The following is a 22,472-nucleotide window of genomic DNA, read 5'->3' on the forward strand; positions in this document are numbered from 1 at the left end:
GGCGCGCAAGCGCCGAGGGGCAGCGCCCCTCCCCCGCCCAGACCTCAGGCCGCTGCGTCCGGCCGCGCGCGCCGCGCCTCTGTCACGTCCAGCGGAAACACCTTGGACGGGTTGAGCAACCACGCGGGATCGAACACATCCTTGACCCGCAGCTGCATCTCCATATCCGCACCGGTGAACTGCGTGTTCATCAGATCGCGCTTCTCGATCCCGACCCCATGCTCCCCGGTCAGACAACCGCCAACCTCGACACAGAGTTTCAGGATCTCGGCCCCAAAGGCCTCACAAAGCTCCAGATCCCCCTCCTTGTTCGCATCGAACAGGATCAGCGGATGCATGTTGCCATCCCCCGCATGGAAAACATTGCCAACCTTGAGCCCGAACTCCTCGGACATCTCTCCGATCCGGCGCAGCACGTAGGGCAGCTCCGATACCGGGATCGTCCCGTCGAGACACATGTAATCGTTGAGCTGCCCGATCGCGCCAAAGGCTGATTTCCGGCCCAGCCAGATCTTGGCGCTCTCCTCGGGCGATTGGCTCTGGCGCAGCTCCACCGGATTGTGCTTGCGCGCGATCTGAAGGATCACACCGAGCTGCTCGTCGATCTCCGCCTGCGACCCCTCGACCTCAACAATCAACAGCGCCTCGCAATCGGGGTATCCCGCCTTGGCGAAATTCTCCGAGGTTTCGATGCAGAGCTTGTCCATGAACTCGATCGCCACGGGCAGAACACCCGCCTTGATGATATCCGCAACGCAGGCCCCGGCAACTTCGTTGTCGTCGAAGGCGATCAGGGCCGGACGCGCCCCTTCGGGCTTGCGCAGGATCCGCAAGGTTGCCTCGGTCACTACACCGAGCTGGCCCTCGGAACCGCAGATCACCCCAAGCAGATCGAGCCCGCCCGCATCCAGATGCGCGCCACCAATCTCGACCACGGTGCCATCCATCAGGACCATGGTCACACCCAGCAAATTATTCGTGGTCACGCCGTATTTCAGGCAGTGCGCCCCGCCGGAATTCATCGCGATATTGCCCGCAATCGCACAGGCGAGCTGCGAGGACGGGTCGGGCGCGTAGAAGAAATCCTCCTCTTCCACCGCTCCGGTCACGCTGAGGTTCGTGCGCCCGGATTGCACGCGGATGATCCGGTTCTCGTAATCGGTCTCGAGCACCTGGTTCAGCTTGGCCACCCCAAGGATCACGCTATCCGCCGTGGGCAGCGCCCCACCTGCGAGGGATGTGCCCGAGCCGCGCGGCACGACCGGAACCCCTTCCGCATGGCAGATCTTGAGCACAGCCGCGACCTCAGCGGTGTTCGCGGGCAGCACGGCTGCGAGCGGCGGGCATTTATAAGCGGTCAGCGCATCGCATTCATAAGCGCGCGTCTCATGGGGCTCGTGGATGACCGCATCTGTCGGCAGCACGTCCTGCAAGAGCGCGACGATGCGGCTCTTTTTGGCCAGAACAGCCGCATCTGGCGTTGGCATCTCCATCGGATTTCCTCCTGATCCACGGGGCCTTTGCCCAATTGGTAATAATTTATAACCAATTTCAGTGATCCGGCAAGGTGTTTCTGACCCACCCCACGCAAAAAGAAAAACCGCGCGAAGCAGAGCCCGCGCGGTTCAACCCCTGCAACTCACCGCGCGTTCGTCGCGGCAGATTTCGATTTCAAAGGGTTACTCGGCAGTCGCGGCCTCGACCAGACCGCTGAGCAGCGTGCTCATCCCCGCTTGTGCCTTGGCGGGCATCTCCAAGCCGTGGCGCGCCATAGCGGCCTCGGCCAGCCACTCGCCGGAGTTATAGGCCACGAAAACCTCGCCTTCGCCGGTTTCATAGACCAGCGCCCGCAGGGGCAGATCAATCGCAAGGGTCGGCGCCTTGAGGAACATGGGCGTCCCGGCCTTGGGCACGCCGAAATAGATCACCGTCGCCGCGGGCATCTGCAGGTCGACCCCGGCCGCGGCCGCCTGATGGTCGATCTTGCCCAGCAGCGTCATCTTGCGCGCAGCGATCTCCGCTTCGAGCTTGGCGATGGTCTCTTCCGCGGAATGGGCGCTGGGAACGGAAATCGGCGCGATATCATCGGCCAGGGCGGGCCCGCCAAACCAGGCGAGGCAGAGGATCACGAGGGCGCGAAAAGTCATGGGTCAGTCTCCTTGAGGACAATCTCTGGCGCGACGCTATCGGCAAAGCCCAGCGCCCCACAACGCACCCCACCGGAACGTGATGGCGCGTGCGCGGCCCGCCGCCGAACGGGCCGTCCGCGCACAAAAAAGAGGGCCCGCGTCGCCACGAGCCCCCTTGGGAAGAAAGGTCTTGGTGGTTAATTCACCATTCCAATCGAGCGGAACAACGTCTCGCCGGAATGGTCATCCACACCGTCATTGTCGGTGGAGATGAAAATTTCGCCTGCTTCGGTGATGGCCAGTCCCTCGACCTTATCGAGCACATAGCCACCGGTCGCCGTCAGGTCGGGCAGCAGGTCGCGGACCAGCTCCTTGGACACGACGGGCATGTCATCCCCGTCCAGCGCGCCCGGCACCATCTCGGCGGCTGGCACCCGGTAAACCTTCTTGGTTGCCGCTTCGAGGCCATGCTGGTTGTCACGCTCGAGGATGTAGAAATGGTCGCCATGGGCGGTGATCTCCGACAGACCAACCCAACCCTTCTCGGGATCCGCCTTGGGATAGAGCACCGCGCCCCATTCCTCGGTCTCGAGGTTATAGGCCACAAGCTTTACGTGGTTCTCCGGGTCATCCTTCCATTCGCGCTGAACGGCCATCCAAAGGGTGTCACCGACCTTGGTGATCCCTTCGAAGCCAAAGCGACGCTCCACCGCCATCAGTTCCGTCGGCAGGCCGATCTCCGCCTCGATCTCGCCATCCGAGTTAATGTGGTAGAGCGCATGGGGTGTGACGCGGTCCGTGCGGCCTTCGGAGGCAACCCAGAACCCGCCTTCGCCGTCCAGCGTGATGCCTTCCAGGTCGAGCTTCTGCGCCGGGCGGCCCTTGCGCGTTACCGGCAGGGCGGAGGTGATCCGCGCCGGGGTGGTCGAGGCGTCGATCGTGTAGATGGTCGGCTGGTAGCTGTAGAAGCTGTCATTGACCGCATAGATCGTGCTGCCTTCGCCCGCGACCATGCCAGAGATTGCACCCCAGCCGATCAGCTCATCTGCGCCCTCGGAGGTCAGATGCGGGTAAGAGGCCGGTGCCTCGGAATACTGATAAAGCATCACATGGGCGCGCGCGGCACCATCCTCGAGCCCGTCATACTCGTTGGCCGTCGCCAGGAGCCCTCGGGACGGGATCGCCACGGCGCCCTCCGGCGAGATGCCCGAGGGCAAAAGCTGTGCCAGCACCGGCGCTGCCGGATCGGTCACATCATAGACGCCCACGACCGAGGCCCGCTCGGCCATCACGAAGACATAAGGCGTGCCCTCGAAAGTGCCGAATTCCATACCCTCTGGCTCGACACCCTTGGCGTCCGAGCGCTTGTCCGGGTAATGGCCGATCTGCACGATCGCATGCTCAAAGCTCACGCCGGTCTCGAAGATCTCGGTGCCGTCCTTGGCAAAGATCGTCATCCCGCGGGAGCCGCCATCCATATCGCCCTCATTGGCGATGGCGAAATGGGTGTCGTCGATCCACTGGATCCCATCGGGTTCGCGCACCCGGCCCATCTGGCTCTCGGTGAAGATCAGCGCGCCGCGCTCATCCGTGGCGTCGATCCCGTCGAGATCCACGGCCCCGGCGGAGAAATGCGACACGATCGAGCCGTCGCGGGCCACCACGGCAATGTGGTTGTTCTCCTGCAGGGTGACGACCGTCTCCCCGAGGCTGTTGATGTCGACAAATTCGGGCTCGGGATCCTCGCCTGCCACTTCGGCCAAGCCGGTCAGGTCGGCACGGATCAGGCTGTCACAATCGAGGCTGCCCGCCACCACATCGATCATCACCAGATCGCCTGCGGGCATCTGCGGCACGCGGCCATCGCCCAGATCCTCGTCGCGCTCATTCTCGATCGCGATGGAAATGAAGGAGCCATCCGGTGCCTTGGCTGTGCTGTCGGGCTGGCCGCCCAGATCGCAGCGCGCGAGCTCGGTCATGGTGGTCACATCGATGGCCTTCACCATGCCCGACGGCGCGGTATAGCTCTCGGAGGTGTTGATCCCCACAAAGGCGGTGGTGCCGATGATCGACACGGCGGTTGGCTCTCCATCCATGGCCATGGTGCCAAGCGGCTTGGGGTTGGCCGGGTCGGTGATGTCGATGGCCCCGATCACGCCTGCCGGGCTGTCCGTGTAGACCAGCGTCATGCCGTCTGCGGTGGCGTCGATGATCTCAGCCGAGGTTTCCTCCGGCGCGGCCCCGTCAAAGTTTGTCGTGACCGGGAAAGAGGCGATGCGGTTGAAATTCATGTCGGCAGACGCGGACCCTGCGATCAGGGCGATGGCGGCGCTGCTCAGAAGACCAGATTTAGTCATGAAGCTCCCCAAGGTTTGGCGGCCTTGGCATGCAACGATTATGTAACACCCCCGCGTCAGACAGATGTCAGTTCTGTAAAACCCGCGCTGGCGCAGACGTGACTGCCCCTTGGCCGCCGCGCGTGCGAGACTGGCGCAAAGCCAAAGGAGCCCCCCGCATGACCCGATCGCCCTTCCGCACTACCCTCCTCGCCACAGGACTGAGCATTGCAGGCGCCGCCGCCCTCGCCAGCCCCTCGGTGATCGAACATGCGGAGGCCCAGCGCTCCGGCGAGACCTACCGGATCTCCGTCACCCTCAGCCATCCGGATACGGGCTGGGACCACTATGCCGATGGTTGGGAGGTGCAGACCCCGGACGGCACCGTGATCGGCACCCGCGTCCTGCACCACCCCCATGTGAACGAGCAGCCCTTCACCCGCAGCCTCAGCGGCGTGAACGTCCCGCCGGGCGTGACCGAGCTCGTGATCCGCGCGCGCTGCAATGTCGACGGTTATTCGGGCGAGCCCTACCGCCTGCGCCTCAACAACTAGGGCCGCGCGCGGATCCGCGCACAGCCCCTTTCATTGTTCCAAAAATACTCAGGGCGCGACCTTGGCCTTCCCGCGGCGCGCCCGCAGCGGTGCTCAGCCCGGCGTGCTGCGCCGCCCCTCTCGCAGCCATGCCGCAATGGTCAGCAGCGCCACAAGCGCCAGGAACAGCCAGGCCGCGATCAGCGGCGAGATCCGCAGATCCGTGGTCAGAGCCGCCTCGCGCGGGGTCAGGCCGATCCAGCCGCGCCCGGCCGCATTGCGCCCCGTGCCGACATCCCGCAAGCGCGGCACGCCATTCTCAATCGCCAGCACCCCGCCCCGCGTGGCATCCACCGCCGGGGCCAGCTTGTCGCCGCTGGCGAGGGTCTCCTCGAACTCGCGCGGCGCAGCAGGCCCCAAGGCCACCACAGCCTCCAGATCCCCCTCGGCGAGCCGATAAAGACCCGGCTCGGCGCCCGTGAACTCCGCGCTCCAGCGCCCCGGGGCGATCTCGGTCAGAGGCACAACCGTCTCAACCCCCTCGGGATCGACAATCGTCACTTCCCGGTCCCCATCGGTTAGGGCGCGGCGCGTGATGGTCATGGTTTGCCCCTCGGCAGTCGCGGTCAGCGCGTCCTCCTCGAGCTCCGGCTCCTTCATCATCCAATGGGCCAAACGGCGCAGAAGCTCGAGCTGCGGCCCCCCGCCCTCATAGCCCCGCGACCAGAGCCAGGCATGATCCGACGCCAGAAGCGCCACACGCCCCTCGCCCACGCGGTCGAGCAACAGCAGTGGCCGATCGCCAGGACCGGTCATCACCACATCGCCCGCCATGGGCTCGACCTCGATAAGGCGGAACCAGCGGCCCCAGGGCGTCTCACCTTCGGCAAGGTTCGCAGGCGCCAGACCGGCGGTGACCGGATGCCGGTCGCCCACCTCACTGATCGACGGGGTATACCCCTCTTCGATCACCTGCGCCGTGGGCTCTCCGGGCAGGATATCGGCCAAGGGCGAGCGATAGATCGAATTGGCCGAGGCGAAATCAGGTCCCGCGGCGACGAGCACGGCGCCGCCGGATTCCACATATTGCGCTATATTAGCCAGGTAGATCTGCGGCAGGATTCCCCGCCGCCTGTAGCGGTCAAAGATGATCAGATCGAAATCATCTATCTTCTCGAGAAAGAGCTCCCGCGTCGGGAAGGCGATCAGAGACAGTTCCGAAACCGGCACGCCATCCTGCTTCTCCGGCGGGCGCAGAATGGTGAAATGCACCAGATCAACGGCGGAATCCGACTTCAAGAGGTTGCGCCAGGTTCGCTCGCCCGCATGGGGCTCGCCCGAGACCAGAAGCACCCGGAGCCGGTCACGCACCCCGTTGATCTGCACCACGGCGGCATTGTTCCGATCTGTCAGCTCGCCTTCGGCTTCCGGCACCGAGAGCTGCACCACATTCATCCCGCCATGGTCGAGCAACAGCGGCACGGTGATATCGCGCCCCACGGGCACATCGACGGCAAAGCCCTCGCCGCCGTCGATGGCAATCTGGAGGGAGACCTGCCCCCGGGCGGATTGCGGCACCGCGCCCTGATCCTCAACGCTCAGGGTCAGCTCCACCTCCTCGCCCAGAATACCGAAGGCCGGCGCGGTCTTGACCACGAGACGGCGATCCCAGTCGCCCTCCCGCCCGGTCAGAAGCAGATGCAACGGCGCAGGCAGGCTGGGCATGGTGCCCAGATCATGGACCTGCCCGTCGCTCAGCAGAATCGTCCCCGCCAGCCGCGCCTGAGGGATCTCGCTCAGCGCCTCGGTCAGCGCGCCGGTCAGCAGCGTGCCCGCGTTCCCCGGGCCATCGCCCACACGCACCACGCGCAGCTCGGTGTTGGACCGCGCCTCGATCTCAGCCGACAGTTCGGCGAGCGCCGCCTCTGTCTGCTCCGCCCGGTCGGAGATCCGCTGACTTGCAGTGTCATCCACGACCACCAGCACGATATCCGTGAGCGGGCTGCGATCCTCCTCTTGCAAGGACGGATTGGCCAGCGCCAGCAGAAGTGCCGCCGCCGCGAGCCCGCGGATCCAGGCGCCCAGAAGCCCTCGCACCCCGGCAAAAAAGAGCAGCCCCACCATCAGAAGCGCAAGCACTGCCAGCGCCACCCAGGGCAGGTACGGATCGAAGATCACAGTCCCCGTGGTCATTGGCCGAGCCTTTCGAGCAGAGCAGGCACATGGACCTGGTCGGATTTATAATTCCCGGTCAGCACATGCATGATCAGGTTCACGCCGAACCGGTAGGCCAGCTCCCGTTGCTGGCGGCCCGAAAAGCCGCGCCCGATCGGCACCATGGCGCGCCCGTTTTCGTCCGTGGCCCAGGCGGCGGCCCAGTCATTGCCGCCGATCACCACAGGCGTGACGCCGTCATTGAGGTTGCGGAAGGGCATGCCCTCCACCTGCTCGGCATCGGGGGGGGCCGCCTCCACCCAGAGGGTCCGCCCCTGATGACGCCCGGGGAAATCCTGCAGCAGATAGAAGGTCCGCGTCAGCACGTGATCCGGCGGCAGCGGCTCCAGCGGCGGCACATCGAGTGGCGCCGCGAGGGCGCGGAGGGTCCGCATGCCCTGACTGTCCGTCCCGAACCGCGAGACATCCGCGTCGCGCGTATCAAACAGGATCATCCCGCCCCCACGCAGATAGCGGTTCAGCTTGGCATAGGCCTCCGCCGAGGGGAGCGGCTGGCGATCGGTCACGGGCCAATAGAGGAAGGGGAAGAACGCCAGCTCGTCGGTCTCGAGATCCACGGTGATCGGATCCGCAGGCTCGATGGAGGTCCGCTGTGTCAGGATCCGCGACAGGCCGCGGAGCCCGGCAAAGGCTGTGCGGTCAAGCTGGGCATCGCCCGTGCGGACATGGGCAAGGACCACGGCGCTCGTGGCCTCCAACGCGAGTACATCGTCGGGCACGCCCTGGGCCTGACCCGGCGCGGGCGCCATGGCCAGCAGGGCCGCGATGGCCAGCGCGGCGGGGGCCGCACGGTGGCTTTGACGCAACCGGCCCGAGAGCCAGAGCGCCGCCAGAATGTCCAACGCGAGCAGCATGAGCGCCGCGGTCAGAAGCCATCCTGCGAGCGGCTGATCCTGCTGCGCCTCCATCCCCTCCACGGTGATCGACGCGGGCCAGACCGCGGGTGCCAGCGTGGCATCGGGACCGAGCACGTTGCGCGCGAGGCGCCGATCCCCGCCCGCATAGAGCCCCGGGGGCACATCGGCGCTGAGCGGAGCTTCGGCGAGATCCTCGCCCGCGATCCCGGCAAGCTGTCCCGCATCTTCGAGCGTGCCATAGGGGCCAAGCACCTGCTCGGCGACCCAGGTCGTGCCCGCCAGCGCCTCAGCGGTCAGGGCCGCTGGGCGCGAGGACACGGCCAGTCGCTCCAGCATCTGCACGAAGAGCCCCGAGAGCGGCAGGCTCGACCATTCCGCATTCGCCGTCACATGGATCAGCACCACCTGCCCCTGGCCCAGCGCCTTGCGCGTGACCAGCGGCGTGCCATCGGTCAGGGCCGCGATCACGCGGTCCGGCAAGCTCGGGTCTGGCTGCGCCATCACTTGCGCGGTGACGGAGACATCCTCCGGCAAGGGCAGGCCAAAGAAAGGCGAGGTTTCCGCAAAGGGGCGCAGGGATTTCGGCTCCCCCCAGCTCATGGCGCCACCGACAGAGCGCCCGCCCGCGCGCAGGCGCACGGGCATGAGCGGATCCTCGGACGTGCGCGAGACATCCGATGCCGCCAATCGCGGCCCGGCAAAGCGCAGCAGCAGCCCGCCGTTTTCGACCCACTCCTGCAGGCCTTCCGCCTCGGTCGGGGCGAGCTGGGCGACATCCGCCAAGATGATCACATCGGGATTTGCCGGCAGGGCATCAACAAGCGGCACCTCAAGAATATCCGCCGTGGGCGTCAGAGCCCGGCGCAGGTAATGCAGCGGCGTGAGCAGCTCGAGCCCCTCGCGGTCATCCCGTCCGGAGAACAGCGCGATCTCACGGCGGCGCAGGGCGTCATCGGCGAGGCTGACCGCACCTGCCGTGGTCTGACCGGGGATCTCGAACCGGGTGATCCGGTTGCGCAGCTCCGGCGGCAGGTCAAACTGCGCCTCGGCGCTGGTCGCACCCGCCTCGAAGGTGATCTCGGACCGACCGAGCTCCCGCGTGATGCCGTTTGGCCCGGGGCCCCGGGCGATCACGGTCAAAGCGCGCTCCCCGGCGGCGGGGCTGCGCAGGACCTCGGCCGTCACGTCGCCGTCGTTAATCTGTGCCGGGGTCAGGCCGAACACGGCCCGCGGGCTTTCGAACACGCGCACGGATCCGCGCGCCTCAAGGGCTGCAAGCACATCACCGCGGCCGTCCCAATCGAGGCCGTCGGACATCCAGAACGTATCGAAATCCCCCTCGACCGCAGCGAGCCAGTCGAGCACCGCAGGGCCATGAACCGGCCAAGGCTGCGGTTGCACACCGGGCAGGCGCGCGCGCTCGGCTTCGGGCGCACCGAAGGCGATCTCGGCGGGCGGCAGGTCGGTCAGCGTCACCAGCGCGACGGGGCGCCCATCGCGGGCGGCCTCGGCCAAGAGGGCTTCAAGCCGATCCTGCCGCGCGGACCAGTCGCGCGCCGAGGCCCAGCTCGCATCCGCCGCGATCAAGAGCGGGCCATTTCCCGGCGTGCGCTCATCGGGGTTCAGGATCGGACCCGCAAAGCCAAGGATCATCGCCCCTACGGCCAGCGCCCGGAGCAAGAGCAGCCACCAGGGCGTCTTGTCGGTCTCGCTCTCGGGATCATTCAGCCCAAGCAGCAGCGCGACCCCGGGGAACCGCCGCGTGATCGGCGCAGGCGGCACCGCCCGCAGGATCAGCCACAGGATCGGCAGCGCCAGCAGCAACAGCAAGAGGCCCGGCGAGGCAAAGGCGATGGGTCCGAGGGAAAACATCAGCGCACCTGCTCCAACGCATGATAGAGCCAGAGAACCGGGTCCTCGGGCGGATGATCCGTATGGTGAATGTCGAGCCGCCAACCCGTACGCCGGGCCAGCATCTGTAGCCAGTCCTTGCGCTCGGCCAGACGCTCCAGATAGGCCTCGCGCAGGCCCTTGGCCTTCAGCGTCTCGAAGCGGATCGCGCCCGACATGCTCTCAAAGACCGTGCGCCCGTCATAGGGGAAGGCCTCTTCATCCGGGTCGAGGATCATCACCAGCGCACCCTTCACGCCGCGATCGGCGGCGGTGGTCAGGGCCTTTTCGATGGGCGCGGTCTCGCCCAGAAAATCCGACAGGAACACCGCCCGCGCGCCCGAGGGCATCACCCGGGGGACCGGGACGCCGTAATCATCCGGGTCCTTGGGGTCCATCAGGGCCGCAGCCAGCCGGATCAGCTGGGTGTTGCCGGCCTTGGGCGGCTCCGGCAGGGTCATGAGCCCAACGCGCTCGCCCGCGCGCACCGCGAGGATCGCCAGCGCCATGCCGATGGTCTGGGCCCGGCGCAGCTTCGACGGACGGTTCCGTCCGCCCGTGAACCCCATGGATTGCGCGTCATCGACCCAGAGCATCAGGCTCTGCGCCGCTTGCCATTCCTTTTCGCGCACGAAGGGGCTGTCGGCCCGGGCCGAGCGACGCCAATCGATGGCCCGCACCCCGTCCCCGGCCTCCGCCGGACGGTATTGCCAGAACTCGTCGCCCATGCCCGCCCGCTTGCGCCCGTGATTGCCAAGCATGATCGTGGCCGCCAGATGCTCCGCAGCCACCATGAGCGGCGGCAGGCTGCCCGAGACGGTCTCGGAGCGGTGGCGCAGGCTGTCAGGAGTGTGGAGCGCCTCGGAGAACCCGGATCGGCTCACGCGGCCTGCTCAATCCGGGTGACCCCGTGGGTGACGCTGTCGATCACCTCTTCGAGCACCACGCCCTCGGCGCGGGCCGCAAAGCTGAGCGCCATGCGGTGGGACAGGATCGGGCGGGCCAGAGCGGCGACATCCTCAGCCGAAGGCGCCAGACGCCCATCGAGCAGAGCGCGCGCCCGCACGCAGAGCATCAGCGACTGTGCGGCGCGCGGCCCCGGCCCCCAGGAAACGGAACGGGAGACCGCATCATGGGCCTCGGGTTCGTTCGGGCGGCAGGCGCGCACGAGATCGAGGATCATCTCGACCACTGCATCGCCCACGGGCATGCGGCGCACGACGTCTTGGGCGTGGATCAGCTCCTCACCGGTGAAGACCGGATGGGCCGTGGCACTCTCGGAGCCGGTGGTCGCCATCAGGATCCCCTTCTCGGTCTCACGATCCGGGTAATCCACATCGATGCGCAGCAGGAACCGGTCGAGCTGCGCTTCGGGAAGCGGGTATGTTCCCTCCTGCTCAATCGGGTTTTGCGTGGCGAGCACATGGAACGGCGCGGGCAGCGGACGCTCTTCGCCCGCGATGCTCACATGCTTTTCCTGCATCGCCTGCAGGAGTGCGGATTGCGTGCGCGGCGAGGCACGGTTGATCTCGTCGGCCATCAGTAGCTGACAGAAAATAGGGCCCTCAAGAAACCGGAAGGACCGTGCACCATCGGTCGCGGTCTCCAGCACTTCGGAGCCGAGAATATCCGCAGGCATCAGGTCAGGGGTGAACTGCACCCGGTTCGCGCTCAGCCCCATCACCGTGCTCAGCGTATCCACCAGCAGCGTCTTGCCCAGCCCGGGCAACCCCATGAGCAGCGCATGTCCACCCGACAACATTGCATTCAATGACAGATCCACAACTGTAGGTTGTCCAATGATCTGGGTCGCGATGCTGGCCTTGGCCTCGGCGAGTTTCTCACCCAGCGTCTCGATATCTTTCACCAGAGTGTCCGCGTCAGACATGTCCGCTCCTTGCCCTTGCCTTATATAGTCGCATTAAAGGGAAGTATGGCCCGTCTGACAAATGGCAAAAACAATGAGCGCACAAAACATCGTGACCCCCTCCGCCGAAGACATCGCGGCCTCGGCCCGCGCGGCCTCGGAAAAGGGGCTCCCGCCGGTGCATTTGTGGACCCCGCCCTTTTGCGGCGACCTGGACATCCACATCGCCCGGGACGGCAAATGGTATTATGAGGGCTCACTGATCAGCCGGGCACCGCTGGTGCGGCTCTTCTCCTCGATTCTGAAGCTTGAGGACGGCAAATACTTCCTCGTCACCCCGGTCGAGAAGGTCGGGATCACCGTGGAGGACGCGCCCTTTGTCGCCACAGATTTCGACGTCAGCGCTGAGGAGGACGTGCAGGTCCTGACCTTCACCACCCAAGTGGGCGACACCAGCCGCGCCGGCACAGAAAACCCGATCCGCGTCACCCGCGACACGGAGACCGGCGAGCCCGCGCCTTATATCCATATCCGGCGCGGGTTGGAGGCGCTGATCGACCGTAAGAGCTTCTACCGATTGGTGGAATTGGGCGAAACGGCCCCCTTCGAGGGCGAAGACTGGTTCGGCGTGCGCTCGGACGGCGTGTTCTTTCCGATGATCCCGGCGGCGGAGATGCAGGGCGTCTGATCCGCCCTGCAACAGGCCTCAGGCGCGGCGACGGCCGACCCCGAGCGCGCCCAGCGCGCCAAGTAGCAAAAGACCGCTCATCGGCAGCGGAATCACCGCCGGTTGTGGCAGACCGCTCAGGCTGCGCGGCATATCCCCGAAGCTGTCGATCGCGATCACCACCTCGCCCTCTCCCAACAGGTCGAAGGTGTCCGCGTCGGTCTTGAGCAGAATGGTCTCAAGGAAATCACTCTGAGAGATACGCGGATCCTCGAAGGTGAAGGTGACCGTGTCGCCATCGGCACTGCGCATGATCTCGACAGGCGGCACCTCGGGACCGGTGGGAGAAATCCAGCCGACATCCACGTCGAACCCGGCATAGCCCGACACGGAAAACACCGCCGCCCCATTCAACGCACCCGCGCCGCTCATATCGACCGAGGACAGGTCATAGGCAAAGACCGCATGGCCGTTGACCGACTGGATCGCGGTCGCCGTGATGGTGCCGGTCACATTGTAAAGGTCGTCCACCACCATGCTGCCATCAAACCCGTCGCGGATCTCCGTCGCCGAGGCGACCACGGTCACCAGCTCGGTCCCGAGGAAATCCGGATCTCCGGCAGTCACTTCCCCGGATGTGAAATAGTCGTTTTGATCCAAGGTCGTGCCCGGCAACAGCGTCAGGGCCTGCGCGGCCCCGGCAGCACAGGTGAGGACAAGGGCTAGGGCTGTTCTGAAATACATCTTCATCTCCAAAAATCGCCAAAAACATGGGGACGTTAACACAGATTAACGTTCTGGCCAGCTTTGCCTTGGGGCGCGGCCCGGGCCCGTAGGCGCGGGTTTCGAAACACGCCACGTGGGGAGCCCTGGTTTGCTCCCGCCAAGCCCTGCGATTGACCCATGACGTTCCGCCAGCGCAGGATCGCGGGGCAGCCATGGGAGGGACGGATGGGCAAAACGGATCTGGACAAGGTGCTGCAAAACTATGGCGCGGCTTGGAATGCAACCGATGCGTCCGAGCGGGCGACCCTGCTGGCGGCGTCTTTCGCCAAGGACGGGCTCTATTGCGATCCCAGCGCGCGGGTCGAGGGCCGCACAGCGCTCGTCGCCCATATCGGCGGGATGCAGGAAGGCATGCCCGGCGCGCTGCTGGAGCTGACCAGCGGACCCGATACCCATCACGGTTTTGTCCGGTTTCACTGGCACTTGCGTGGCGCGGACGGGGCGGTGGCGATCACGGGCCTCGATTGTTGCACGCTGGCCGACGATGGCCGCCTGCAGCAGGTGATCGGGTTTTTCGGCGAGGTTCCTGCCCTTCAGTGACTTTGTCGCTGACGCGGCGGGGCGGGTTGGCTAGAACCAGCCCATCTGCCCCTTGCGCGAGACGCCCGCGATGCTGCCTGCCCGATTTGCCCCTTACCTCTTTGCCCTGATCCTGTCCGGGGTGATGTCCTTCATCGTCTCAGGCGTGGTGAGTTTCAAGGCGCTGGGGCTCCCGCCGGGCTTTGTCGGGTTGTGGCTGAACGCCTGGCTCTTTGCCTGGGCCGTGGCTTTTCCCAGCGCTTTGCTGGCCGGACCGGTCGCGCGCAAGATCGTGGCGCGGCTGACCACGCCTGCGGGCTAGCGGCGAAACGGGCTGGGACGGAGGCCCGCGCCCGCGCTCTCGACCACATCAGCGATGCGTTTCGCCCGGGTTGGCGCAGTTTTTGCGGTCTTGATCCACTCCAGCGTGCCGCGCTTGACGGAGCGCGGCCAATCCTGCCAAACGGGCAAGAGATCGCCCAAAGCCGCGTCCAGATCCGCCGGACGCTCCAACCGCTCCACATCGTCGAGAAACACCCACATCCCGTTCGCTTCGGCCTCGGCGATCACCGCCTCGCCGGAAGGCTGCATGAGACCGGCGGCACGCAGACGCGCGACCTTTTCCTTGTTCACCCGGGACCAGGCGGATTTCGGATTGCGCGGGCTGATCCGCAGCTTTGCGCGATCCGCATCCACGCGCCCCGTGACGGAATCCACCCAGCCCCAACAGAGCAACTCGTCAATCGCCGCGTCATAGCTGAGATAGTGATCTGTGTGCTTTTTATAGGTGATCATCCAGACCGAGGCCGCCTGCCCGTGATGCTCTGCGAGCCAGGCGCGCAAGTCGGCGCGGCTGCGGACCTCCACCTCTTCAAGGCTGCTCATGACGCCATTCTCCCGGGGCGAGATCGCCCAGATGCCAATCGCCGATCTGCGTCCGGATCAGCCGGAGACAAGGCAGGCCAACCGCCGCACACATGCGCCGCACTTGCCGATTCTTGCCTTCGGTGATCGTCAGCCGCAGCCAGGCATCGGGCACGGTTTTTCGAACGCGCACGGGCGGATCCCGGGGCCAGAGCCAGTCCGGCGCGGGCACCTCGGCCACCTTGGCCGGTCGGGTCTTGCCATCCTTCAGGGTGACGCCCCGCCGCAGCTGGTCCAGTGCCTCCGATTTGGGCGTCCCCTCGACGAGCGCGTAGTAAGTCTTGGGCATCTTGGCGCGCGGCTGGGTGATCCGCGCCTGCAGCTTGCCATTATCGGTGAGCAGCAAAAGCCCCTCGCTGTCCCGATCCAACCGCCCGGCGGCATAAACCCCGGGCAGATCAATCCAGTCCTTCAACCCGCGCCACTGCCCCTCGGGCGTGAATTGCGAAAGCACATTCATGGGTTTGTTGAAGGCGATCAGCATCGGATCGCGCCGCTAGTGGGCCTCGGCCCAGCTCGCCCCCTGCCCCGCATCCACGGTCAGCGGAACATCGAGCCGGACAACTGGCTCAGCCGCGCCTTCCATGATGTCGCGCACGACAGGGATGACCTGATCCACGGCCTCCTCCGCGACCTCGAAGATCAGTTCGTCATGGACCTGCAGCAGCATCCGCGCGGGCAGATCGGCGATGGCACCCGGCATGCGCACCATGGCGCGCCGGATGATATCCGCCGCCGTGCCCTGGATCGGCGCGTTGATCGCCGCGCGTTTGGCAAAGCCCGCTTGAGGCCCCCGCGCGCCAATCTCGGGCGTGTGGATCTTGCGCCCGAAGAGGGTCTTGACGAACTTGTTCTCCTTCGCGAAGGCCACCGTGTCGTCCATGTACGCGCGGATCCCGGGGAAGCGCTCGAAATAGGTGTCGATGAAGGCCTGCGCCTCGCTCCGCGGGATGCGCAGATTGCGCGCAAGGCCAAAGCCGGAGATGCCGTAGATCACCCCGAAATTAATCGCCTTGGCCTGGCGGCGGATCTCGGGCGTCATCTCCTCCAGCGGCACATCGAACATCTCCGACGCGGTCATAGCGTGAATGTCGAGCCCGTCGCGGAACGCGGTTTTCAGCGCGTCGATCCCGGCGATATGGGCGAGGATCCTGAGCTCGATCTGCGAATAGTCGAGGCTGACCAGCACATTGCCAGGCTCGGCCACGAAGGCCTCGCGGATCCGGCGCCCTTCCTCGGAGCGGACCGGGATGTTCTGCAGGTTCGGATCCGTTGAGGCCAGCCGACCGGTATTCGCGCCGGCAATGGAGTAGGAGGTATGCACCCGTCCCGTCTCGGGGTTGATATGGTCCTGCAGCGCGTCCGTATAGGTCGATTTCAGCTTGCTGAGCTGCCGCCAGTCGAGCACCCGGCGTGGCAGGTCATGCTCGGTCGCCAGATCCTCCAGCACATCGGCGGGGGTCGAGTATTTGCCCGACTTGCCCTTCTTGCCGCCCTCGAACCCCATCTTCTCAAACAGAATATCGCCGAGCTGCGCGGGGCTGCCGACATTGAAGCTCTCGCCCGCAAGCTCGTGGATCTCCGCCTCGAGCCCGGCCATCTTCTGGGCAAAGGCATTGGACATCCGGCTGAGCGTGTCGCGGTCGACCTTGATCCCGTGCATCTCCATTTCGGCGAGGACCGGGACCATGGGCCGCTCCATCCGCTCATAGACCTTGGTGACCTGCGCCACATGCAGGCGCGGCTTCAAAAGCTGCCAGAGCCGCAGAGTGATCTCGGCATCCTCAGCGGCGTATTTCGTGGCCTCGTCGATGGGGACGAAATCAAAGGTGATCGCGGATTTACCCGTGCCCAGCAGGGTCTTGATCGGAATCGGCGTGTGATCGAGATAGCGCTCGGACAGGGCGTCCATGCCGTGATTGTGCTGCCCCGCATGGAGCGCGTAGCTCAAGAGCATCGTGTCATCGATGGGTGCTATGGCGATGCCGTTGCGGGCGAGGATCTTGGCGTCATATTTCATGTTCTGCCCGATCTTGAGGATCGCGGGATCCTCCAGAACCGGCTTGAGCATCGCAAGCGCCTCGTCGAGATCCATCTGGCCCTCGGCCAGTTTGGGCTCCGACGAAAAGAGGTCCGTTTCCCCGCCGCCATCCTTGTGGGTCAGGGGCAGATAGGCCGCCTTGCCCGGCTCGACACAGAGGCACACGCCGACCAGATCCGCGCGCATCTCGTTGAGCCCCGTGGTCTCGGTGTCGACCGCCACATACCCCCGGGCGTGGATCGTCTCGATCCACGCGGAGAGCGCGGCGGCATCCCGGATGGTCTCATAGGCGCTCGGGTCGAGCGGCGGAAGGTCCACCGCGTCTGCCTCGGCAGACGCGGCCGCTGGTTCGGGCACAGCGGGGGCCTCGACGCCCAGGGTCGCCGAAATCCGCTTGGTGAGCGTCCGGAACTCCATCTCCCCGAGAAACCCGAGCAGGGTCTCCGGCTCCGGGTCGCGCACCTCCAGATCATCCAGCGTGAAGCCGAGCTCCATCTCGCAATCGAGCTGCACGAGCTTCTTCGACAGCTCGATCTGCGCCCGATGCTCGATCAGGGTCTGGCGGCGCTTGGGCTGCTTGATCTCCTCGGCGCGGTCCAGAAGCTCTTCGAGCGAGCCGTATTCGTTGATCAGCAGGGCGGCGGTCTTGATCCCGATCCCCGGCGCGCCGGGCACATTGTCCACGGAATCCCCTGCAAGCGCCTGCACATCCACCACGCGCTCGGGGCCCACGCCGAACTTCTCATGCACCCCATCCACGTCGATGGTCCGGTTCTTCATGGCGTCGAGCATCTCGACCCCGCCGCCCACAAGCTGCATCAGGTCCTTGTCCGAGCTGATAATCGTGCAGCGCCCGCCCGCTTCGCGCGCCTGCACGGCGAGGGTGGCGATGATGTCATCGGCCTCAAACCCCTCGATCTCCTTGCAGGCGATGTTGAAGGCCTCGGTCGCCGTGCGGGTCAGGGGGATCTGCGGGCGCAGATCCTCGGGCATGGCCTCACGATTGGCCTTGTACTGATCATAGAGATCATTGCGGAAGGTGTGGCTGCCCTTGTCGAAGATCACCGCCACATGGGTCGGCGCGTCCGAGCCGGTATTCCCCTCCACATAGCGCTGCAGCATGTTGCAAAAGCCCGAGACCGCCCCGATGGGCAGCCCGTCGGATTTCCGCGTCAGCGGCGGCAGCGCGTGATAGGCGCGGAAAATGAACGCCGATCCGTCGATCAGATGCAGATGATGTCCCTTGCCAAATGCCATGGCCGCCCCCCAGTCTCGCGTCGCGTCCCCAGCGATATAGCCTTGCACCGGGATTGGCGAGGGGTCAGCGGCCAGTTCAGGCCGGTGGCAGCGCGGTCTGGGTCATATGGATGAAAACCGCGATGAAATAGAGCACGCTCGCGGTCACCACAAAGCCATGCCAGATCGTGTTGTGGAACCGCATCCGCGTGGCCAGCAGGAACGGCACGCCGATGGAATAGAGCAGCCCGCCCGCCACCATCAGCATCACCACCGTCCCCGAAAGCGTCGCCAGAAGCCCCTGCCCTCCGAGGACAATGGCCCAACCGAGCCCCAGACACAGCAACGCCGAAGGCAGCACCGAGCGATGGCGCCGCAAGGTGGCAAGCACCACGCCAAAGGCGGCCCCGCTCCAGATCGTGGTCAGCAGCCCGAAGCCCGTTCCCGAGAGCAATGCAAAGGGAGTGTAGGTCCCAGCGATCTTGACGAAGATCGCCCCCTGATCGAGCGCGCGCAGCCGCACCACCCAATCCGGGCGCGGCACGTGATTATAAAGAAACGAGCACAGCAGCATGGCGATCAGGCTCCCGCCATAGATCGCTAGCCCCGTGATCGGCCCGGCCCCCAGCTTCCACACGGCCGACAAGGTGATCAGCACCGGCACCGCCGCCAGGGCCGCCCCGAGCGCGCCCAGATGTACCACCGCGTCGCTGATACGCTCAGCGCGGGAATAGGGACGCTCCGGGTCGCGATAATGGGTCATGGGAAGGACTATAGCACGCTTATCCCCTCACACCGGGTTAACCGCACGGAACCCGCCCTGGCGGCAGGGGGCCGCCCAGACCAAACGACCAGCCGCGAAGGTCGAATGCCCTCGCCCCGCATCTCCCCCGTTCGACGTCAAGGCCGCGCGCCAGCACCCCCGGCGCCGCGCGTTCGGAGAGGCCTCAGTCGATGGCGATCTTGCCTTCGAAATCCTTGTGGATATAGCGCGCATCACAATAGGGGCACTCGACCCAGCCATGCTCTTCGGGGATCTGGAGCCAGACGCGCGGATGGCCGAGCGCGCCCTCGCCTCCATCACAAGCGATCCGCCAATCGGTCACGATTTTGGTCTCGGGGACAGCGGTGGGCATGGGATGGCTCCGTCGATAAGATCACAAAGTCTTGCCTCGGAGCGTGCACACCCCTAGGTCGGGCGCATCATACGCCTTGTCCCGCCCCGAACAAGAGCTTGGGGGCCAGAGGCGCACGGGGGGACGCCATGTCACATCAGAGCTCTGCAGCCGCTATCGAGATTACCGGCCTGCGCAAAACCTATGGCGCAGCCAATGGTCAGCCGCCCAAGGACGCGCTGAAGGGGGTGGACCTGACGATCCCGGCGGGCTCGATCTTTGGTCTGCTCGGGCCGAACGGGGCGGGCAAGTCCACGCTGATCAACATCCTCGCCGGGCTCGTGCGCAAGACCGCCGGACAAGTCCGGATCTGGGGCTTTGATCAGGATGTGAACCCGCGCCAGAGCCGCGCCGCGATCGGGGTGATGCCCCAGGAGCTGAACCTGGATCCGTTCTTCACCCCGCGCGGCGCGCTCGACATGCAAAGCGGGCTTTACGGCGTGCCGCGCAGCGAGTGGCGGACCGATGAGATTCTCGCGCTGATTGGTCTGAGCGACAAGGCGGACGCCTACGCGCGCTCGCTCTCGGGGGGGATGCGGCGGCGGCTTTTGCTGGGCAAGGCGCTGGTCCATACGCCTCATGTTCTGGTGCTGGACGAGCCCACCGCCGGGGTGGATATCGAGTTGCGCCAAATGCTGTGGCGCAATGTGCGCAAGCTCAACGAGGACGGGATGACGATCATCCTGACCACGCACTACCTCGAAGAGGCCGAGGAGATGTGCGACGAGATCGCAATCATCAATCACGGCGAAAAGATCGCCCAGGACAAGACCGCGAACCTGCTGGGGCGGCTCGACGCCAAGACGCTGGTGATCACCCCCGAGGCGCCCGTTTCAGGCCCGCTGCCCGAGATCCCGGGCGTGCAGGGACAGATCCGGCCTGACGGGACGCTCTGCTTTGCCTATCGGCGCGGGCAGATCTCGGTCGAGACGATCCTGGAAGCCGTGCGCCATGCGGAGATCCATATCCGCGAGCTGGCGACCGAGGAGCCGGATCTGGAAGACGTTTTCGTCGCCCTGACTCGGAGCGCGGACGCGGCCTAATCCGCCTCTGCCTCGCGTCCCTCCAGCCGCGCGGCGAGATCCGAGGCGTTGAAGAGGCGCCGTACGGCCTCGCCATAATCCATTTCCGGCGCGAAGGCCCCGGTCTCAAGGAAGGCGACCGATTGGGCGATCACCTTGGGATCGTTCATCATCAGCGTGTGGGTCACGGGCAAGGTGATGTGATCGGCCATGCCCGCCACCTTGGTCCGCGCGACCGAGACCTTGCCGTCATCCTCCCCCGGCAGCACCCGCGAGAAGAGCGGGTTGAGGCTGTTCGTGCCCGCGATCACACCAAGCTCGAAGGGAACGGGTCCCAGCTGGTTGGGCACCGAATCTGGCCCGGTCCCGAGCTGCCGCCCCGCCGGGCCGTTCACCCATTGAAAGAGCGCCCAATCGCCGAGCTCATCCACCAGTTCCGAGCCCTGGTTCGGCGGGCCGAGCATCACGACGCGGCCAATCCCCTCGGGACCAAGCTCCGCCGCGTGGGCGCGTAGCAGGATGCCGCCCATGGAATGGGCCACCACATCCGCCGCACGGGGCGCGCACTCCGCCAGCGCAGGTGGGATCACCTCGGCGGCGAGCGTTTCCACCGTCGCTTCGGTAGAGGCGTAATCCGGCGAGATCACCTCGTGGCCGAGCCCGCTGAGCACGACCTCCATCACCGTGAAGGACGCATCACTGCGCGCCAACCCGTGCAGAAGCACGATACAGGCCGCGCTCGCGGTCTGCGGCAAAAGGAGGGTGAGAAGGGCAGCGAGGACAGGAGCGCGCATGGCCACAACCTACCCGGGGGACAGGGCCAAGGCGAGAGGCTTGCCAAGTCGGGGACGCAACGACACTCTGACCCTATGTCCCGCCCCTCCCCCAGACTGGCCGTCCGCGCCCTGATCCTCGACGCGCAGCAGCGCCTGCTGCTGGTCAATGCCTATCGGGACAAGCGCTATGATCTGTGGTGCGCACCGGGCGGCGGGGTGGAGCGCGGAAGCTCCCTGCCCGAAAACCTCGTCCGCGAGGTGCATGAGGAAACCGGCCTGACGGTCGCCGTGGGCGCCCCCTGTCTGGTGAATGAGTTCCACGACCCGGGTGGCAGCTTCCATCAGGTCGATCTCTATTTCCGAGCGGTCGTGACAGACGGGGTGCTTGACCCAAACTGGCGCGATCCGGAAGGGATCGTCAGCGAGCGGCGCTTCGTGACCCGGGCGGAGATGGCCACCCTGCGCGTGAAACCCGACAGCCTGGCCGAGGCGGCTTGGGGCGAAGGGCTCCTCTATGATCCGCTGGAGCCGATTGTCCGCTAACCCTTGCGCAGGGAAATCGCCACCCCGCCCAGCACCAGAAGCGTCGCAAGCCCGGTGAGCCATGTCACCGCCTCACCCAGCAGGATGAGCCCGCCCAGCGCCGCGATCACCGGCACGGTCAGCTGCGCCACGGCCGCGCGCGTCGCGCCAAGCGACGGCAGCACCGCATACCAGAGCGCATAGCCAAGCCCCGAGGTCAGCGCCCCCGACACCACCGCCAGCAGGATCCCCGGCACCGACAGCGCATCATCGCTCGCCCAGATCAACCACGCGAGCAGGCCGAGGGGCAAAGCCAGCAGGAAGTTCGCCGCCGTATCCGAGAGCGGCGCGCGGCTCCCGCGACCGTGGAGGGAATAGATCCCCCAGCCCACAGCCGCGATCATCATCAGGCCAAGGCCCAGCGGATCCGGCCGCCCCACCGCCCCAGGCCACAGCAAGAGCGCAAGCCCCGCCAGCGCCATGCCCGCGCCCAGCCAACGCGCCAGCGGCACCACCTCGCGCGCCAGTAGCGCGCCGGCAAACATGGTGATCTGCACACCGCCAAAGAGGATCAGCGCCCCGAGGCCCGCATCAAGGCTCAGATAGGCGAAGGAAAACCCCAGCATATAGGCGGTCAGGCTCAGCACCCCGATCCAGCGCCCGGGCGTGGTCAGCCCCAGCGGTCCACGCCGCCGCGCCAGCAGCACCAGTGCCAGCGCGCCCGCCGCCAAACGGATCGCCGCAAAGGCTGCCGGGCCGATCCCGGCTTCGGCAAGCGCCGCCCGGTTCAGAAGGGAATTGGCCGCGAAAGCCGTCATGGTCAGGGCAACAAGCGCGAAAAGGCGGGGGCCGGAAAGCGGGGCAGTAGCAGTCGTCATGGGCCAGCCTGATCACGGGGCGCGGGGACGGGCAAGGCCGGATCGTCGGACCGCGTGCAACTCCCCGTGAAACCGGGCG

Annotated in this window: 21 protein-coding genes; 6 read left to right on the forward strand and 15 right to left on the reverse strand. The window is 66.0% G+C overall.

Annotated elements, in window-relative coordinates; all coding sequences use genetic code 11:
• Nucleotides 1-44: 44 nt before the first annotated feature.
• From ACP153_RS03685 to ACP153_RS03695, 3 genes are all read right to left on the reverse strand, one after another.
• Complete coding sequence (locus ACP153_RS03685; RefSeq protein ID WP_424969615.1) at nt 45-1,493, reverse strand: FAD-linked oxidase C-terminal domain-containing protein; 1,449 nt, start codon at nt 1,491-1,493, stop codon at nt 45-47.
• A 186-nt stretch (nt 1,494-1,679) separates the two neighbouring features.
• On the reverse strand, nt 1,680-2,147 hold the full coding sequence (locus ACP153_RS03690; RefSeq protein WP_424969616.1) for a DUF302 domain-containing protein: 468 nt from the start codon (nt 2,145-2,147) through the stop codon (nt 1,680-1,682).
• Nucleotides 2,148-2,326: 179 nt separating this feature from the next.
• On the reverse strand, nt 2,327-4,486 hold the full coding sequence (locus ACP153_RS03695; protein ID WP_424969617.1) for an esterase-like activity of phytase family protein: 2,160 nt from the start codon (nt 4,484-4,486) through the stop codon (nt 2,327-2,329).
• Between the two features lie 158 nt (nt 4,487-4,644).
• On the opposite strand from ACP153_RS03695, the gene ACP153_RS03700 reads away from it, so the two are divergent.
• Nucleotides 4,645-5,019 carry a hypothetical protein gene (locus tag ACP153_RS03700; protein ID WP_424969618.1) on the forward strand — a complete coding sequence of 125 codons (375 nt, stop codon included), beginning with the start codon at nt 4,645-4,647 and terminating at the stop codon, nt 5,017-5,019.
• A 93-nt stretch (nt 5,020-5,112) separates the two neighbouring features.
• Here ACP153_RS03700 and ACP153_RS03705 read toward each other — a convergent pair whose 3' ends face one another.
• Genes ACP153_RS03705 through ACP153_RS03720 form a run of 4 tightly spaced genes read right to left on the reverse strand, consistent with a single transcriptional unit; the run spans nt 5,113 to nt 11,868 of the window.
• Complete coding sequence (locus ACP153_RS03705) at nt 5,113-7,191, reverse strand: hypothetical protein (RefSeq protein WP_424969619.1); 2,079 nt, start codon at nt 7,189-7,191, stop codon at nt 5,113-5,115.
• The gene (locus tag ACP153_RS03710) at nt 7,188-9,962 is read right to left on the reverse strand and encodes a DUF4159 domain-containing protein (protein ID WP_424969620.1); all 2,775 of its coding nucleotides are present in this window, start codon (nt 9,960-9,962) and stop codon (nt 7,188-7,190) included. Before ACP153_RS03710 ends, ACP153_RS03705 begins: the two co-directional genes overlap by 4 nt.
• The gene (locus tag ACP153_RS03715) at nt 9,962-10,864 is read right to left on the reverse strand and encodes a DUF58 domain-containing protein (protein WP_424969621.1); all 903 of its coding nucleotides are present in this window, start codon (nt 10,862-10,864) and stop codon (nt 9,962-9,964) included. Before ACP153_RS03715 ends, ACP153_RS03710 begins: the two co-directional genes overlap by 1 nt.
• A complete protein-coding gene (locus ACP153_RS03720; protein ID WP_424969622.1) occupies nt 10,861-11,868 on the reverse strand; it encodes an AAA family ATPase in 1,008 nt (335 codons plus the stop codon). The genes ACP153_RS03715 and ACP153_RS03720 overlap by 4 nt, the downstream gene beginning before the upstream one ends.
• Before the next feature lie 73 nt (nt 11,869-11,941).
• Between ACP153_RS03720 and ACP153_RS03725 the strand changes: the two genes are divergently transcribed.
• Complete coding sequence (locus ACP153_RS03725; RefSeq protein WP_424969623.1) at nt 11,942-12,535, forward strand: DUF1285 domain-containing protein; 594 nt, start codon at nt 11,942-11,944, stop codon at nt 12,533-12,535.
• 18 nt (nt 12,536-12,553) lie between these two features.
• Here the strand turns inward: ACP153_RS03725 and ACP153_RS03730 are convergent, their stop codons facing one another.
• Nucleotides 12,554-13,258 (reverse strand): hypothetical protein, encoded by a 705-nt coding sequence (locus tag ACP153_RS03730; RefSeq protein WP_424969624.1) that lies wholly within the window; start codon nt 13,256-13,258, stop codon nt 12,554-12,556.
• A gap of 207 nt (nt 13,259-13,465) precedes the next feature.
• Here ACP153_RS03730 and ACP153_RS03735 point away from each other — a divergent pair, with 207 nt between their 5' ends.
• Together ACP153_RS03735 and ACP153_RS03740 are read left to right on the forward strand one after the other, a co-directional pair.
• Nucleotides 13,466-13,840 (forward strand): nuclear transport factor 2 family protein, encoded by a 375-nt coding sequence (locus tag ACP153_RS03735; RefSeq protein ID WP_424969625.1) that lies wholly within the window; start codon nt 13,466-13,468, stop codon nt 13,838-13,840.
• A 52-nt stretch (nt 13,841-13,892) separates the two neighbouring features.
• Complete coding sequence (locus ACP153_RS03740; protein ID WP_424969626.1) at nt 13,893-14,141, forward strand: DUF2798 domain-containing protein; 249 nt, start codon at nt 13,893-13,895, stop codon at nt 14,139-14,141.
• Here ACP153_RS03740 and ACP153_RS03745 read toward each other — a convergent pair.
• The 5 genes from ACP153_RS03745 to ACP153_RS03765 all read right to left on the reverse strand — a co-directional run bounded on the left by ACP153_RS03745 (nt 14,138) and on the right by ACP153_RS03765 (nt 19,156).
• Entirely contained in the window at nt 14,138-14,704 is a 567-nt protein-coding gene (locus ACP153_RS03745; protein ID WP_424969627.1) for a YdeI/OmpD-associated family protein, read from the reverse strand. The genes ACP153_RS03740 and ACP153_RS03745 overlap by 4 nt on opposite strands.
• Nucleotides 14,691-15,227: a pseudouridine synthase gene (locus ACP153_RS03750; RefSeq protein ID WP_424969628.1), complete on the reverse strand. Its 537-nt coding sequence runs from the start codon at nt 15,225-15,227 to the stop codon at nt 14,691-14,693. The genes ACP153_RS03745 and ACP153_RS03750 overlap by 14 nt, the downstream gene beginning before the upstream one ends.
• A 12-nt stretch (nt 15,228-15,239) precedes the next feature.
• Nucleotides 15,240-18,041: a DNA polymerase I gene (polA, locus tag ACP153_RS03755; protein ID WP_424969629.1), complete on the reverse strand. Its 2,802-nt coding sequence runs from the start codon at nt 18,039-18,041 to the stop codon at nt 15,240-15,242.
• 76 nt (nt 18,042-18,117) lie between these two features.
• A complete protein-coding gene (trhA, locus tag ACP153_RS03760) occupies nt 18,118-18,783 on the reverse strand; it encodes a PAQR family membrane homeostasis protein TrhA (protein ID WP_424969630.1) in 666 nt (221 codons plus the stop codon).
• Nucleotides 18,784-18,967: 184 nt separating this feature from the next.
• Nucleotides 18,968-19,156: a zinc-finger domain-containing protein gene (locus tag ACP153_RS03765; protein ID WP_424965153.1), complete on the reverse strand. Its 189-nt coding sequence runs from the start codon at nt 19,154-19,156 to the stop codon at nt 18,968-18,970.
• Between the two features lie 128 nt (nt 19,157-19,284).
• Between ACP153_RS03765 and ACP153_RS03770 the strand changes: the two genes are divergently transcribed.
• On the forward strand, nt 19,285-20,238 hold the full coding sequence (locus ACP153_RS03770) for an ABC transporter ATP-binding protein (RefSeq protein WP_424969631.1): 954 nt from the start codon (nt 19,285-19,287) through the stop codon (nt 20,236-20,238).
• Here the strand turns inward: ACP153_RS03770 and ACP153_RS03775 are convergent.
• Nucleotides 20,235-21,011: an esterase/lipase family protein gene (locus ACP153_RS03775; protein ID WP_424969632.1), complete on the reverse strand. Its 777-nt coding sequence runs from the start codon at nt 21,009-21,011 to the stop codon at nt 20,235-20,237. The genes ACP153_RS03770 and ACP153_RS03775 overlap by 4 nt on opposite strands.
• A gap of 75 nt (nt 21,012-21,086) precedes the next feature.
• Between ACP153_RS03775 and ACP153_RS03780 the strand changes: the two genes are divergently transcribed.
• A complete protein-coding gene (locus tag ACP153_RS03780; protein ID WP_424969633.1) occupies nt 21,087-21,536 on the forward strand; it encodes an NUDIX domain-containing protein in 450 nt (149 codons plus the stop codon).
• Here ACP153_RS03780 and ACP153_RS03785 read toward each other — a convergent pair.
• Entirely contained in the window at nt 21,533-22,393 is an 861-nt protein-coding gene (locus ACP153_RS03785) for a DMT family transporter (protein ID WP_424969634.1), read from the reverse strand. The two genes, ACP153_RS03780 and ACP153_RS03785, sit on opposite strands and share 4 nt — an antisense overlap.
• Nucleotides 22,394-22,472: the final 79 nt, after the last annotated feature.

This window comes from Dinoroseobacter sp. S76 (assembly GCF_049801095.1).
Lineage (GTDB): Bacteria > Pseudomonadota > Alphaproteobacteria > Rhodobacterales > Rhodobacteraceae > Dinoroseobacter.